The 15,442-nt window shown below is 47.3% G+C and carries 10 protein-coding genes; all 10 read right to left on the bottom strand.

The genetic code is table 11. From position 1 onward, the window contains the following. On the bottom strand, positions 1-945 hold a 945-nt coding region (gene tuf / locus DXE35_RS09155), incomplete at its 3' end, for an elongation factor Tu (RefSeq protein WP_114690316.1). A gap of 52 nt (positions 946-997) precedes the next feature. Further along, positions 998-3,100, bottom strand: a complete 2,103-nt coding sequence (gene fusA / locus DXE35_RS09150) for an elongation factor G (RefSeq protein ID WP_114690315.1) — start codon at positions 3,098-3,100, stop codon at positions 998-1,000. A 27-nt stretch (positions 3,101-3,127) separates the two neighbouring features. Continuing rightward, positions 3,128-3,598: a 30S ribosomal protein S7 gene (gene rpsG / locus DXE35_RS09145; protein ID WP_114690436.1), complete on the bottom strand. Its 471-nt coding sequence runs from the start codon at positions 3,596-3,598 to the stop codon at positions 3,128-3,130. 181 nt (positions 3,599-3,779) lie between these two features. After that, complete coding sequence (gene rpsL / locus DXE35_RS09140) at positions 3,780-4,160, bottom strand: 30S ribosomal protein S12 (protein ID WP_114690314.1); 381 nt, start codon at positions 4,158-4,160, stop codon at positions 3,780-3,782. A 177-nt stretch (positions 4,161-4,337) separates the two neighbouring features. After that, complete coding sequence (gene rpoC / locus DXE35_RS09135; protein ID WP_114690313.1) at positions 4,338-8,600, bottom strand: DNA-directed RNA polymerase subunit beta'; 4,263 nt, start codon at positions 8,598-8,600, stop codon at positions 4,338-4,340. Between the two features lies 1 nt (position 8,601). After that, entirely contained in the window at positions 8,602-12,702 is a 4,101-nt protein-coding gene (gene rpoB, locus DXE35_RS09130) for a DNA-directed RNA polymerase subunit beta (RefSeq protein ID WP_114690435.1), read from the bottom strand. Positions 12,703-12,881: 179 nt separating this feature from the next. Next, positions 12,882-13,259, bottom strand: a complete 378-nt coding sequence (gene rplL, locus DXE35_RS09125) for a 50S ribosomal protein L7/L12 (protein ID WP_114690312.1) — start codon at positions 13,257-13,259, stop codon at positions 12,882-12,884. A 36-nt stretch (positions 13,260-13,295) separates the two neighbouring features. Next, complete coding sequence (gene rplJ / locus DXE35_RS09120; RefSeq protein WP_114690311.1) at positions 13,296-13,928, bottom strand: 50S ribosomal protein L10; 633 nt, start codon at positions 13,926-13,928, stop codon at positions 13,296-13,298. A gap of 238 nt (positions 13,929-14,166) precedes the next feature. Beyond that, positions 14,167-14,868, bottom strand: a complete 702-nt coding sequence (gene rplA / locus DXE35_RS09115; RefSeq protein ID WP_114690310.1) for a 50S ribosomal protein L1 — start codon at positions 14,866-14,868, stop codon at positions 14,167-14,169. 2 nt (positions 14,869-14,870) lie between these two features. Further along, positions 14,871-15,302, bottom strand: a complete 432-nt coding sequence (gene rplK / locus DXE35_RS09110) for a 50S ribosomal protein L11 (RefSeq protein ID WP_114690309.1) — start codon at positions 15,300-15,302, stop codon at positions 14,871-14,873. Positions 15,303-15,442 lie beyond the last annotated feature (140 nt).

Genomic DNA, 15,442 nt, shown 5'->3' with positions numbered 1-15,442 from the left:
GCCCAAGATGTAAACCTCGGCTGTAAAGTGAGTATGTGGGGTGATTGAACCTGGCTTAGCCAATACTTGGCCGCGCTCAACTTCTTCACGTTTTGTACCGCGTAACAAGATACCAACGTTATCGCCTGCTTGACCTTGGTCGAGCAATTTGCGGAACATTTCAACACCAGTACAAGTAGTCTTGAGTGTTGGTTTGATACCGATAATTTCGATCTCTTCACCAACCTTGATGATGCCGCGCTCGATACGGCCTGTAACAACAGTACCGCGACCGGAGATAGAGAACACGTCTTCTACTGGCATCAAGAACGTGCCGTCAACAGCACGTTCTGGAGTTGGGATGTATGAGTCCAATGCTTCAGCCAATTTCATGATGGCCTCTTTACCCAATGGGCCTTCGTCACCTTCTAAAGCCAACTTAGCAGAACCACGGATGATTGGTGTGTCATCGCCAGGGAAGTTGTATTTGGAGAGAAGCTCACGCACTTCCATTTCAACTAACTCGAGCAATTCAGCATCATCAACCATGTCGCACTTGTTGAGGAACACCACGATGTAAGGAACGCCCACTTGGCGTGCCAAGAGGATGTGCTCACGAGTTTGTGGCATTGGGCCGTCAGCTGCGGAGCAAACTAAAATTGCGCCGTCCATCTGAGCGGCACCAGTAATCATGTTCTTAACGTAGTCAGCATGTCCTGGGCAGTCAACGTGAGCGTAGTGACGACCCGCTGTCTCGTACTCAACGTGCGCTGTATTAATCGTAATACCACGTGCTTTTTCTTCTGGAGCAGCATCGATCTGATCGTATGCTTTTGCTTCGCCACCGAATGCTTTAGAAAGCACGGTTGCGATTGCTGCTGTCAATGTGGTTTTACCGTGGTCAACGTGACCGATGGTGCCTACGTTTACGTGCGGTTTTGTCCGCTCGAACTTTTCTTTTGCCATTTTTTTCTGCCTTCTCTTTAGCTAGTCAATATTAAAAATTAATGTGGATCAATTACTTCGCTTTAGCAGCCATCACTGCTTCAGCAACGTTCTTCGGTGCTTCGGAATAATGTTTAAATTCCATGGTGTAGGTAGCACGCCCTTGGGTCAACGAGCGCAAGCCAGTTGAGTAACCAAACATCTCTGCCAATGGCACTTCAGCGCGAACAATCTTGCCGCCGCCTGAAATGTCATCCATACCTTGCAAAATACCGCGACGGGATGACAGGTCACCCATTACGTTACCCATGAAATCTTCTGGTGTTTCAACTTCAACAGCCATCATTGGCTCGAGCAACACTGGAGCCGCTCTACGCATACCGTCTTTGAACGCCATTGAAGCCGCCATCTTAAATGCGTTTTCATTGGAGTCAACGTCATGGTATGAACCGAAGAACAAGGTTGCCTTGATATCAACCACTGGATAACCAGCCAAGATACCGGAGTTCAATGTTTCAATAATTCCTTTTTCTACCGCAGGGATGTATTCACGTGGAACTACACCGCCCTTAATAGCGTCAACGAATTCAAAACCTTTACCTGGCTCTTGTGGCTCAAGCTTCAATACAACGTGACCGTATTGACCGCGACCGCCAGACTGCTTAACGAACTTACCTTCAACTTCGTCGCAAGTCTTACGAATCGTTTCACGGTAGGCAACTTGTGGCTTACCAACAGTCGCCTCAACACCAAACTCGCGCTTCGTACGGTCAACCAAAATTTCCAAATGGAGCTCGCCCATACCGGAAATAATAGTTTGGCCTGATTCTTCATCAGTCTTCACGCGGAAAGAAGGATCTTCTTGAGCCAAACGATTCAATGCAAGACCCATTTTTTCTTGGTCAGCTTTTGTCTTAGGCTCAACAGCTTGAGAGATCACTGGCTCTGGGAACACCATGCGCTCCAAAATCACGATGCTATCTGGATCACACAATGTTTCGCCAGTTGTCGCGTCTTTCAGACCAACAGCAGCAGCAATATCACCTGCAAATACTTCTTTAATTTCTTCACGTTCGTTCGCATGCATTTGCAACAAACGGCCAACACGCTCTTTCTTACCCTTAATTGGGTTGTAGATAGTGTCGCCAGACTTCATCACACCTGAATAAACACGGAAGAAGATGAGCTGGCCAACGAATGGGTCAGTCATGATCTTAAATGCCAATGCTGAGAATTTCTCATCATCAGAAGCTTTACGTGTTGTAGGTGTGCCGTCTTCTTCTTCGCATGGAACTGGTGGAACGTCCAATGGAGATGGCAACAATTCAACTACAGCGTCCAACATCGCCTGAACGCCTTTGTTTTTAAACGCGGTTCCGCACAACATTGGAACGATTTCATTAGCGATCGTACGTTGACGCAATGCTTTTTTGATTTCTTCTTCGGTCAAGCCTTTACCGCCGAGATATTTTTCCATCAATTCTTCTGAACTCTCCGCAGCAGCCTCGAGCATCTTCTCGCGCCACTCTTCAGCGGAAGCTTGCAATTCAGCAGGGATCTCTTCGTAGGTGAACTTAGTTCCTTGTGAAGCCTCATCCCAAATGATGGCCTTCATTTTTACCAAGTCGATAACGCCTTTGAAATTCTCTTCTGCGCCGATAGGAATTTGAATCAAAATTGGGTTTGCCTTGAGACGAGTTCTCATTTGGTCATAGACCTTAAAGAAGTTCGCGCCTGTACGGTCCATCTTGTTAACGAATGCCAAACGTGGAACTTGATACTTATTCGCTTGACGCCAAACAGTTTCAGATTGTGGCTGTACACCACCCACCGCGCAGTAAACCATGCAAGCGCCATCCAAAACGCGCATTGAACGCTCAACTTCAATAGTGAAATCTACGTGTCCTGGGGTATCAATAATATTGATGCGATGTTCTAGGAAATTACCAGCCATGCCCTTCCAGAACGTGGTGGTAGCAGCAGAAGTAATCGTGATACCACGCTCTTGCTCTTGCTCCATCCAGTCCATGGTCGCTGCACCGTCATGCACTTCACCAATTTTGTGATTAACACCGGTGTAGAACAAAACGCGTTCTGTAGTTGTTGTCTTACCTGCGTCAATATGCGCAGAAATACCAATATTGCGGTATTTATCGATGGGGGTTTTACGTGCCACTGTTTATGCCTTTTCTTGACTATTCGATTAGACGCGGAAATGTGAGAAAGCTTTGTTAGCTTCTGCCATACGGTGAACTTCTTCACGCTTCTTCATTGCGCCGCCACGACCTTCAGCAGCCTCTAATAATTCGTTAGCCAAACGTTGAGCCATCGATTTTTCGCCACGCTTCTTAGCGGCTTCGCGCAACCAGCGCATTGCCAAAGCGGAACGACGTGATGGACGAACTTCAACAGGAACTTGATAGTTGGCGCCACCAACACGACGGCTCTTTACCTCAACCATTGGCTTGACGTTGCCCATGGCTGTTGAAAAAATTTCGAGTGGTTCTTTGTTTGCTTTTTGCTTGATGTGATCAAAGGCACCGTAAACGATACGCTCTGCAACCGATTTCTTGCCGTCCAACATGAGGACGTTCATGAATTTAGCTACTTCTACATTACCGAATTTTGGATCCGGCAAAATTTCCCGCTTGCGAACTTCACGACGACGTGGCATCATTACTCCCTTATAGTTCAGTTGGGGATGATTCACATGAACCATCCACTCCAGTTGTTCTACTATCCAAGAAAGATTCCTAGACGGAACAACCACTTACTTGTCTTGTAAGTCTAACAAACAATGACTTGCTACACAAATTACTTACTGCGACACTACTACTGCTTAATTCTTTAAAAAATTAAGCAGCTTTCTTGGCGCGCTTAGCACCGTATTTAGAACGGGCTTGCTTACGATCTTTAACGCCCTGTAAGTCCAAAGAACCGCGAACGATGTGATAACGCACACCTGGCAAATCCTTTACACGACCGCCGCGGATCAAAACTACTGAGTGTTCCTGGAGGTTATGTCCTTCACCACCAATGTATGAAATCACTTCAAAACCATTGGTTAAGCGAACTTTGGCTACTTTACGGAGCGCAGAGTTAGGCTTTTTAGGAGTGGTTGTGTACACACGTGTACATACACCATGGCGCTGCGGGCTGTTTTGCAACGCAGGGCTCTTGCTTTTAACGGTAAGCCTTGTTCTTGGCTTGCGTAATAATTGATTAATTGTTGGCATAAAATAGCTCGGTTAGTACTTCTTTGTTGCTTTCTTCAAGAAAATCAATGACTTAGAGAATTTCTAGGTCAAAAAGACCCCCCTTCTGAATCAGTAGAACTTAGCATTCTAGCTTGGCCAGCCTTTTCCGTCAACCTCGAAGGAAAAAACTGGCTACTTCTGGCCAGAATTACCAAATTAGCTCGGATCAGCCTCCCCAGCAGGAGCAACGACTTCAGCCTCAATGTCTACAGGCATATTGGCCATTGCTTCCTCTTCGGCGGCAATCATTTGAGCGCGATCACGCTCGAATTGCTCTCTGACCTTGCGTGCACGGCGGTATGACAAGCCAGTACCAGCAGGGATCAGACGACCAATAATGACGTTTTCCTTGAGGCCACGGAGTGTATCGGTCTTGCCCATAATTGCGGCTTCGGTCAATACACGCGTGGTTTCTTGGAAAGAAGCCGCTGAAATGAAGCTGTCGGTCGACAAAGATGCCTTGGTAATACCGAGCAATACGTTGTCGAACTGCGCTGGGTGCTTACCTTGGGCGATCACAGCATCGTTAGCGTCATATAACTTAGAACGCTCAACTTGCTCACCAGTGATGAAGGATGTATCGCCTGGATCCGTTACCTGAACACGACGCAGCATCTGACGCACGATGACTTCAATGTGCTTGTCATTGATCTTCACACCCTGGAGACGATAAACGTCTTGAACTTCATCAACGATGTAGATTGCCAACTCTTCGATACCTTTGAGAGTCAAGATGTCATGTAGATCAGCAGGGCCTTCCACAATCATCTCGCCCTTGTTCACAACTTGACCATCATGAACGAGAACTTGCTTCTCTTTAGGAATCAAGAATTCATTGGCTTCACCATCCATATCGGTAATAACCAAACGCTGTTTACCTTTGGTTTCTTTACCGAAGGAAACTGTTCCAGTTACTTTCGCCAATACAGCCGCATCTTTTGGTGAACGTGCCTCGAACAATTCTGCAACACGTGGCAAACCACCGGTAATGTCGCGAGTCTTCTGCGATTCAATTGGAATACGTGCCAACACTTCACCAACTTCGACCTTCTGACCATCCTTAACGGTAATCAAAGCGCCCACTTGGAGGCCAATATTTACTGGGTGATCAGTGCCAGCGATCATGACATCGTTACCCTTGTCATCAATCAAGTTGATCACTGGGCGAACGCCTTTGCTTGCTGCAGAGCGGCGCTTACCGTCAATGACCACCAAGGTGGAAAGACCAGTAACTTCGTCAACCTGCTTAGCAACGGTTACGCCTTCTTCAACGTTATCGAAGCGAGCGATACCAGCGTACTCAGAAATAATCGGGCGTGTTAATGAATCCCATGTTGCCAAGCTTGCACCAGCCTTAACAGCCGCATCTTCTTTTAATAAAAGAGTTGCGCCGTAAGGCACTTTATGACGCTCGCGCTCACGACCATTTTCGTCAACGATCAAGGCTTCGCCAGAACGTGAAATCACGATTTGCTCACCCTTCGCGTTCTTCACAACACGCATCGTGCCGGAGAACTTCAAAGCACCATTCGATTTGGCTTCAATATTGCTTGCAACCAAAGCACGTGACGCTGCACCACCGATGTGGAAAGTACGCATAGTCAACTGTGTCCCTGGCTCACCGATGGATTGAGCAGCGATAACACCCACTGCCTCACCAACGTTTACCAAACCACCGCGACCTAGATCACGTCCGTAGCACTTAGCGCATAAGCCAAAGCGGGTTAAGCAAGACAATACTGTGCGAACTTTAACCTCATCGATACCCAATGCCACGATTTGATCAACATGATCTTCGTCGAGCAATGTGTCGTTAGGAACGATAACTTCTTGTGTATCAGGGCGCACGATGTCACCGATGCACACACGACCCAAAATACGATCGCGCAATGCTTCGATAATTTCGCCGCCTTCAACAAGCGCCTTCATAGTTACGCCAGTAGTCGCGCCGCAATCTTCTTCGATCACCACGAGATCTTGAGTAACGTCGCACAAACGACGAGTCAAGTAACCAGAGTTTGCTGTCTTCAACGCTGTATCGGCCAGACCTTTACGAGCACCGTGAGTTGAAATGAAGTACTGCAACACGTTCAAACCTTCGCGGAAGTTCGCAGTAATTGGGGTTTCAATAATGGAGCCATCAGGCTTAGCCATCAAACCACGCATACCAGCCAACTGACGAATCTGCGCTGCAGATCCACGCGCCCCAGAATCCGCCATCATATAGATGGAGTTAAAAGATTCTTGACGCACAGATTTGCCGTTACGATCAAGCACATCAACGTGTGACAACTCATCCATCATGGCCTTGCCAACTTGGTCGCCTGCGGCACCCCAAATATCAACCACGTTGTTATAACGTTCTTGATTGGTTACGAGACCTGACATGAACTGCTTGTCATACTCTTTAACCTTGGAAGAAGCCTCAGTAATGATGCGGTCCTTAGAAGTTGGAATCAACATATCGTCAATCGCAACAGAGATACCGGCATTGGTTGCCAAACGGAAACCAGACTGCAAGAGACGGTCAGCAAAAATCACTGTTTCACGCAAACCGCACTTACGGAATGATGTGTTGATCAAGCGTGAGATTTCTTTTTTCTTCAAAGGCTTGTTAATTTCCTCGAAAGACATGCCTTTAGGCAAAATCTCAGACAAGATTGCACGGCCAACTGAAGTTTGATAGATCTTGGTCTTCTCAGCAAAACGCGCATCGCCTTCTGCTTTTTTGTCAACGATCTCATGCTCAGTAATACGCACAGCAACACGAGAAGCTAATTCAACTTGACCTGCTTCATATGCACGCACTACTTCAGTAATGTTGGCGAAAACCATGCCTTCGCCTTTACCGTTGATCTTGTCACGTGTAGCGTAGTACAGACCCAACACCACGTCCTGTGAAGGAACGATGGATGGTTCGCCGTTGGCAGGGAACAACACGTTGTTCGAAGCTAACATCAATGTACGCGCTTCCATTTGCGCTTCGAGCGACAAAGGAACGTGAACCGCCATTTGGTCGCCATCAAAGTCAGCGTTAAATGCCGCGCAGACTAATGGATGCAATTGGATTGCTTTACCTTCAATCAGCATTGGCTCGAAAGCCTGGATGCCGAGACGGTGCAATGTAGGCGCACGGTTCAACATGATTGGATGTTCACGAATCACTTCTTCGAGAATGTCCCAAACGATTGGAGTCTGACTTTCAACTTCTTTCTTCGCAGCCTTAATCGTGGTTGCAATTCCCAAAGTCTCAAGCTTGTTGAAAATGAATGGCTTGAACAATTCCAAGGTCATCAATTTTGGTAAGCCGCACTGATGCAATTTCAATGTAGGGCCAACCACGATGACTGAACGACCAGAGTAGTCAACGCGTTTACCCAACAAGTTTTGACGGAAACGACCGCTCTTGCCTTTAATCATCTCGGCCAAGGACTTGAGAGGACGCTTATTAGCGCCAGTCATAGCCTTACCGCGACGACCGTTGTCGAGCAATGAGTCAACGGCTTCTTGCAACATGCGTTTTTCGTTGCGAACGATGATCTCTGGTGCACGCAACTCTAACAAACGCTTCAAACGGTTGTTACGGTTGATCACACGACGGTAGAGATCATTCAAATCAGAGGTAGCAAAGCGACCGCCATCCAATGGCACCAATGGGCGCAATTCTGGTGGCAATACTGGCAATACTTCCATGATCATCCAGTCAGGCTTGATACCTGAAGTCTGGAACGCTTCGAGCACTTTTAAGCGCTTAGCGTATTTCTTGATCTTGGCATCGCTACCAGTGGCTTTCAAGTCAGCACGAATAGTCTCTACTTCACGATCGATATCAATCGAACGCAAGAGATCACGAATTCCTTCAGCGCCCATGATGGCGGTAAACGCACCATCACCATACTCTTCAGTCTTAGCAATGTATTCATCTTCAGACATGATTTGACCGCGCTTCATCGCGCCTTCAGGAGTCATGCCAGGATCAACCAGGACATATGCTTCAAAGTAGAGAACGCGCTCGATATCACGCAATGTCATATCGAGAACCATACCCAAACGGGATGGCAATGATTTCAAGAACCAGATGTGCGCTACAGGGGCTGCCAACTCAATGTGGCCCATGCGCTCACGACGTACCTTAGCGAGAGTAACTTCAACGCCGCACTTCTCGCAGATAACGCCACGGAACTTTAAGCGCTTGTACTTACCGCATAAGCACTCGTAATCTTTGGTTGGTCCAAAAATCTTGGCGCAAAACAAACCATCACGCTCGGGCTTAAAAGTCCGGTAGTTGATGGTTTCTGGTTTGCGCACTTCACCAAAAGACCATGAGCGAATTTTCTCAGGGGATGCAAGACCAATCTTGATTACATCAAACTGCTCATCACCCTGCGTTTGCTTAAATAAATCGAGCAATGCTTTCATATCAGTTGCGCTCCATGTCAATGTCAATACCCAACGAACGGATTTCTTTTACCAGCACGTTGAAGGATTCGGGCATGCCAGCATCAATCGTGTGCTCGCCCTTGACGATGTTTTCGTAAACCTTGGTACGGCCTGCGACGTCATCGGACTTCACTGTCAGCATTTCCTGCAAGACATATGAAGCACCGTATGCTTCGAGGGCCCAGACTTCCATCTCACCAAAGCGCTGACCACCGAACTGGGCTTTACCGCCCAATGGTTGTTGCGTTACTAAAGAGTAAGGTCCAGTTGAACGAGTATGCATCTTGTCGTCGACCAAATGGTGGAGTTTCAAGACGTGCATTACGCCAACAGTGACTGGACGCTCGAATTGATCGCCAGTACGACCGTCGCACAAAATCATTTGCTGACGTGAAGGGGTCATCTTCAAAGAAGTAGCTACTTCTTCTGGATAAGCCAACTCGAGCATGCGTCCGATTTCGGCTTCTGTAGCACCGTCAAACACTGGGGTTGCAAATGGCAAGCCTTGGCGGAGGTTCTCAGCCAACACTGTGATTTGCTCATCAGTGAAGTTGTCGATGTCTTCAATGCGGCCTGTTTCGTTGTAAAGCTGCTTGAGGAACTTACGTAACTCAGCTTGTTTAGCTTGTTGACGAACCATCTCGTCGATACGCTTACCAATACCTTGAGCTGCCCAACCTAGGTGGGTTTCCAAGATCTGACCAACGTTCATACGGGAAGGAACACCCAATGGGTTCAAGACGATGTCAACAGGGCGTCCGTCAGCCATAAATGGCATGTCTTCCGCTGGAGCGATTTTAGAAACCACACCCTTGTTACCGTGACGACCGGCCATCTTGTCACCAGGCTGTAAGCGACGCTTAACTGCCAAGTACACCTTAACCATCTTCGTTACGCCAGGCTGTAAATCATCGCCCTGGGTAAGTTTGGTGCGCTTCTCTTCAAAAGCCTCATCAAACTGTTTGCGTTTCGCTTCGATAGAAGATTTGATTGCTTCAACTTGTGAGGCAACTTCATCATCTGCTGGACGAACATCAAACCAATGGTATTTATCCAAATCAGCAAGGTATTCCTTGTCGATCTTGGTGTCTTTAGCTAATTTCTTAGGGCCGCCGTTGGCAACTTTGCCAATCAACAGTTTTTCTAAACGCATGAAGGCATCGCCTTCAACAATACGTAACTGGTCATTCAAATCCAAACGATAGCGCTGTAATTCTTCTTGAATGGTTGACTGTGCACGTGCATCGCGCTCAATACCTTCACGCGTAAAGACTTGAACATCGATAACGGTACCAATCATTCCTGATGGAACGCGCAAAGAAGTATCTTTAACGTCAGATGCTTTTTCACCGAAGATCGCACGAAGGAGTTTCTCTTCAGGAGTGAGAGTAGTCTCGCCCTTTGGAGTTACCTTGCCAACCAATACGTCGCCAGCTTCAACTTCAGCACCGATGTACACAATACCGCTCTCATCCAAACGGGAGAGTTGTGACTCCGCCAAGTTAGAAATGTCGCGAGTAATTTCTTCTGCACCAAGCTTGGTATCACGCGCAACTACTGACAACTCTTCAATATGAATAGAGGTGTAGCGGTCGTCAGCAACAACCTTCTCAGAGATCAAAATGGAATCTTCGAAGTTGTAACCGTTCCATGGCATAAATGCCACAGTCATGTTTTGACCCAATGCCAATTCACCCAAATCGGTAGATGCGCCGTCAGCCACTACGTCGCCGCGGGCTACGCGATCGCCAACTTTCACGATTGGACGTTGGTTGATGTTGGTGTTTTGATTTGAACGGGTGTACTTGATGAGGTTGTAAATATCCACCCCAACTTCACCAGCCGCAGTTTCATCATCATTCACACGAATCACAACACGATTCGCATCAACGTAATCAACGATACCGCCACGCGCTGCTAATACAATAGTGCCGGAGTCAACCGCAACAATACGCTCTAAACCTGTACCAACTAATGGCTTATCTGGGCGCAAGCAAGGAACTGCTTGACGCTGCATGTTCGCACCCATCAACGCACGGTTCGCATCATCGTGCTCTAAGAATGGAACGAGTGAAGCAGCAGCAGAAACGATCTGGCTAGGAGCAACGTCGATGAAATCGATGCGCTCTGGGCTAACCATCATGATTTCACCAGCTTGACGAGCGGAAACCAATTCGTCAGCTAACTTACCGCTTGTGTCGATTGTTGCGTTTGCCTGAGCAATCACATACTTTGCTTCTTCAATCGCAGAGAGGTAAACCACTTCATCGCTTACCTTGCTATTGGAAACCTTACGGTATGGAGTCTCAAGGAAGCCATGTTCATTCAAACGCGCAAATAACGCGAGTGAGTTGATCAAACCAATGTTTGGCCCTTCTGGAGTTTCGATTGGGCAAACACGTCCGTAGTGGGTTGGATGCACGTCGCGCACTTCGAAACCTGCGCGCTCGCGGGTCAAACCACCAGGTCCCAATGCAGAAATACGACGCTTATGCGTGATCTCTGAGAGTGGGTTGGTTTGGTCCATAAACTGGGACAACTGTGACGAACCGAAGAACTCACGAATAGCAGAAGAGATTGGCTTGCTGTTAATCAAGTCATGCGGCATGAGGTTTTCTGTTTCGGCTTGGCCGAGACGTTCTTTAACCGCACGCCCAACACGTGATAAACCAGCACGGAATTGGTTTTCAGCCAACTCACCAACGCAACGTACACGACGATTACCTAAGTGATCGATATCGTCTACTTCGCCTTTGCCGTCACGCAAATCTACGAGGGACTTAATGGTGTCGAGAATATCTTCGTTTGACAGAACCATTGGACCTTCCATTTCTGGACGGTTCAAACGGCTGTTGACCTTCATGCGGCCAACGCGTGACAAATCGTATGTATCTTCGCTATAGAACAAGCGTTGGAACAAAGCCTCAACAGCATCTTCCGTTGGAGGCTCACCAGGACGCATCATGCGGTAGATGGCGATACGAGCAGCCATTTGGTCCGCAGTTTCGTCAGTACGCAATGTCTGAGAAATGTACGCGCCAGAATCCAAATCATTGGTGTAGATGGTTTCTAATTGCTTGATACCTGCATCGCGCAATGTCGCCAACAACTCTTCAGTGATTTCATCGTTAGCGTACGCCAAGATTTCACCAGAGTCTGGATCGACAATATTGCGCGCAACTACACGACCAATTAAATAGTCATCTGGTACAGCGATTGTTTTTGTTTTTGCAGCTTCGAGTTCGCAGATATGCTTTGCATTGATACGCTTGTCTTTTTGAATGACTACAACGTCATTCTTGTCGAGCACATCAAAGCTAGCCAACTGACCACGCAAACGCTCTGGCACAAATTCCATTGAACCGCCATTAGCAGTCAATGAGAAATGGTCAAAGTTAAAGAAGTTCGCCAGAATCTGTTCGTTGTTTAAACCAATTGCCTTAAGCAAAATGGTGACAGGCATCTTACGACGACGGTCAACGCGGAAATAGAGAATATCTTTTGGATCAAACTCGAAATCGAGCCATGAACCACGGTAAGGAATGATGCGTGCTGAGAACAGCAACTTACCTGAGCTATGTGTCTTGCCCTTATCGTGCTCGAAGAACACGCCTGGGGAACGGTGCAACTGAGAAACGATCACGCGCTCAGTACCGTTGATCACAAACGAGCCGTTTTCTGTCATGAGTGGAATTTCACCCATGTAGACTTCACTCTCTTTTACCTCTTTAACCTTCGTAGGCGCTTCGCGATCATAAATAATCAAGCGAACTTTGGCGCGTAAGGCAGAGTGGTATGTGTAACCACGTTGCTGACATTCTTTTACGTCAAATGGTGGTTGTGATAACTGGTAAGACACGTATTCCATACGTGCATAGCCGTTGTTAGACACAATTGGGAATGCTGATGTAAAGGCGGCTTGAAGTCCCTCAGTAAGACGAGACATTGCCGGCTTATCAGCCTGTAAAAATTTAGCGTAGAATTCCAGCTGCGTTGCGATCAGGTACGGAACCTGGTGGTTGTTTACTCGCTTAGCAAAGCTTTTACGGACTCGCTTACGTTCGGTGAAGCTATAGTTCATTTCATCTCCGAATTCAGCGACTGTACAAAGATTTGGCGATTGGCCACTACCAATCACTGGCGGACAACACTAAATCGTTTCGATTCAGTGTCCGACCAAACTTGCATTCTGCAGTCGTATCAGAAGGCAAACCCAACATGGCTAACGCCCCTTTGTGAGAGGCGCTAGCATTGTGCGTATTACTTGAGTTCTGCTTTAGCGCCAGCTTCTTCAAGCTTCTTCTTGGCTTCTTCAGCAGTTTTCTTGTCAACCCCTTCTTTGATTGACTTCGGTGCACCGTCAACCAAATCTTTTGCTTCTTTCAAACCAAGGCCAGTAATCTCACGAACCGCTTTAATTACTGAAACTTTATTTGCGCCAGCTTCAACGAGATTTACAGTGAATTCAGTTTGTTCTTCGCCACCGCCAGCAGCATCACCGCCGCCTGCAGGACCAGCAACAGCCATCGCTGCAGCTGAAACACCAAACTTCTCTTCGAACGCTTTAACCAAATCGTTCAAATCCATAACGGACATGCTACCTACTGCTTCAATGATTTCTTCTTTAGTAATCGCCATTGTTAGCTCCTAATCCTTAAATAGTTAATCTGTCGCTTATTCAGCGGCAGGGGTTTCGTTTGCTTCTGTGCCAGCTTCTGGGGCTACGGCTGCAGACTCAGCGGCTGCTTCAGGAACGGCTTCAGCGACTACTGCTGCTGTGGCTGCTGCTTCTACAGGTGCCGCTAACGGAGCAGGTGCTCCAGCCGCCTTTTGTGCTGCTACTGCGCCCAATACGCGAGCCATCGCAGAAACTGGGGCCAACATCACGCCCAACAACTGAGATAACAACTCTTCGCGGCTTGGAATTGTTGCCAGGGCTTTTACGCCTGCAACGTCTAACAACTTGCCGTTATATAAGCCAGCTTTAATGACCAGCTGATCTTGAGTCTTGGCACAGGCCTGCAATACTTTTGCCGACGCAATTGGATCTGCAGAAATGCCATAGATCAAGGGGCCAACCATCGAATCAGCAAGAGGCTCAAACCGTGTGCCTTGTGCAGCACGGCGTGCCAATGTGTTCTTCAAAACGCGCAGATATACACCTTGGTCACGTGCGCTAGCACGTAGCTTTGTCAACTGCGCTACTGAAATACCACGGTATTCAGCGAGCACGACAGTTTGGGCTCCAGCCAATTGAGCGCGGACATCAGCAACAATCGCTTTTTTGTCTTGTACATTCAAAGGCACGGTTTAACTCCATAAAAACCAACTGTTTCCAGTTGGGGTTACACACCAGCGTCTGATCATTTGTTCACAAAGACTCTTGTGAAAATCTTTTCAGGGTCGCCATCTGCGCTGGCTATTACTTTCGTAACGATTAAGAATTAATTTCTGAGCAAGCAAACCAATCCACCAACGGTCTTTGATGTTCGACTCTTAATCAAAGAGTGAGAGTCGACCCAAAGTTCTTTTTTGTTACCGGTTATTAAGCTGCTACCTGTAACCATGCTTGGTCTACGCGTACGCCTGCACCCATGGTGCTGCTTACGGCAACCTTCTTTAAATAAACGCCCTTAGATGCAGGAGGTTTTACTTTATTCAAAGCCTCAAGCAATGCGAGCAAGTTGGATTTCAATGCAGCTGGCTCGAATGAACGACGGCCAATGCTTGCGTGCACGATACCGGCTTTGTCCGAACGGAACTGAACTTGACCTGCTTTTGCATTTTTAACTGCAGTAGCAACGTCAGGAGTCACTGTTCCCACTTTTGGATTTGGCATCAAACCACGTGGGCCCAATACTTGACCTAAAGTACCAACAATTTTCATTGTGTCTGGGGATGCGATCAAAATATCGAAATCAATTTTGCCGCTCTTGATTTGTTCGGCAAGCTCTTCCATGCCAACAATTTCTGCGCCAGCAGCTTTAGCTTGTTCAGCCTTCTCGCCTTGAGAAAAAACAGCAACACGAACATACTTACCAGTACCAGCTGGGAGCACTACCGCGCCGCGCACAACTTGGTCAGATTTCTTAGCATCAATACCCAACTGAACAGCAACATCGATAGACTCATCGAACTTGGCAGTTGCACACTCTTTAACGAGGTTCAATGCATCTTCTAATGGGTAAAACTTATTGCGATCAACTTTAGATTGAATTGCTTTTACGCGCTTAGATAATTTAGGCATGATTAGATTCCTTCCACAGTGATGCCCATGGAACGGGCGCTGCCAGCGATAGTTCTAACAGCCGCATCCATTTCGGCCGCTGTCAAATCTGGCATTTTTGCTTTAGCAATTTCTTCCGCTTGAGCACGAGTAATTTTTCCTACCTTGTCGGTATGAGGACGTGGCGATCCTTTTTCGATCTTCGCAGCCTTCTTAAGCATGATGGTTGCTGGAGGAGTCTTCATGATGAATGTGAAGCTCTGATCAGCGAACGCTGTAATCACGACTGGAATTGGCAGGCCAGATTCCATGCTCTGAGTTTGAGCATTAAACGCCTTACAGAATTCCATAATGTTAAGGCCGCGTTGACCCAATGCTGGACCTACGGGTGGTGATGGATTTGCTTTGCCTGCAGGGATCTGAAGCTTAATAAAGCCAATAATCTTCTTTGCCATGTGTTGCTCCTTAAAGCGCGACCAACCTCATTAGGAAAGACCGCCGTTGAGTTAACGCTTCGCTATTTTTTGGCTTTCTAGCTCCGCTCCTCTGGTAAATACAAAATCTAAATAACCATCTAAAACTACTTTTACTGCTG

The sequence above is a fragment of the Polynucleobacter necessarius genome, assembly GCF_900095215.1.
Lineage (GTDB): Bacteria > Pseudomonadota > Gammaproteobacteria > Burkholderiales > Burkholderiaceae > Polynucleobacter > Polynucleobacter necessarius_H.
This window is presented reverse-complemented; position numbering and strand designations above follow the sequence as displayed.

Bases quoted from the DNA above. Each gene is read 5' to 3' on its own strand.
- rpsG (WP_114690436.1), bottom strand. From the start codon at position 3,598: ATGCCACGTCGTCGTGAAGTTCGCAAGCGGGAAATTTTGCCGGATCCA.
- rpsL (WP_114690314.1), bottom strand. From the start codon at position 4,160: ATGCCAACAATTAATCAATTATTACGCAAGCCAAGAACAAGGCTTACC.
- rpoC (WP_114690313.1), bottom strand. From the start codon at position 8,600: ATGAAAGCATTGCTCGATTTATTTAAGCAAACGCAGGGTGATGAGCAG.
- rpoB (WP_114690435.1), bottom strand. From the start codon at position 12,702: ATGAACTATAGCTTCACCGAACGTAAGCGAGTCCGTAAAAGCTTTGCT.
- rplL (WP_114690312.1), bottom strand. From the start codon at position 13,259: ATGGCGATTACTAAAGAAGAAATCATTGAAGCAGTAGGTAGCATGTCC.
- rplA (WP_114690310.1), bottom strand. From the start codon at position 14,868: ATGCCTAAATTATCTAAGCGCGTAAAAGCAATTCAATCTAAAGTTGAT.
- rplK (WP_114690309.1), bottom strand. From the start codon at position 15,302: ATGGCAAAGAAGATTATTGGCTTTATTAAGCTTCAGATCCCTGCAGGC.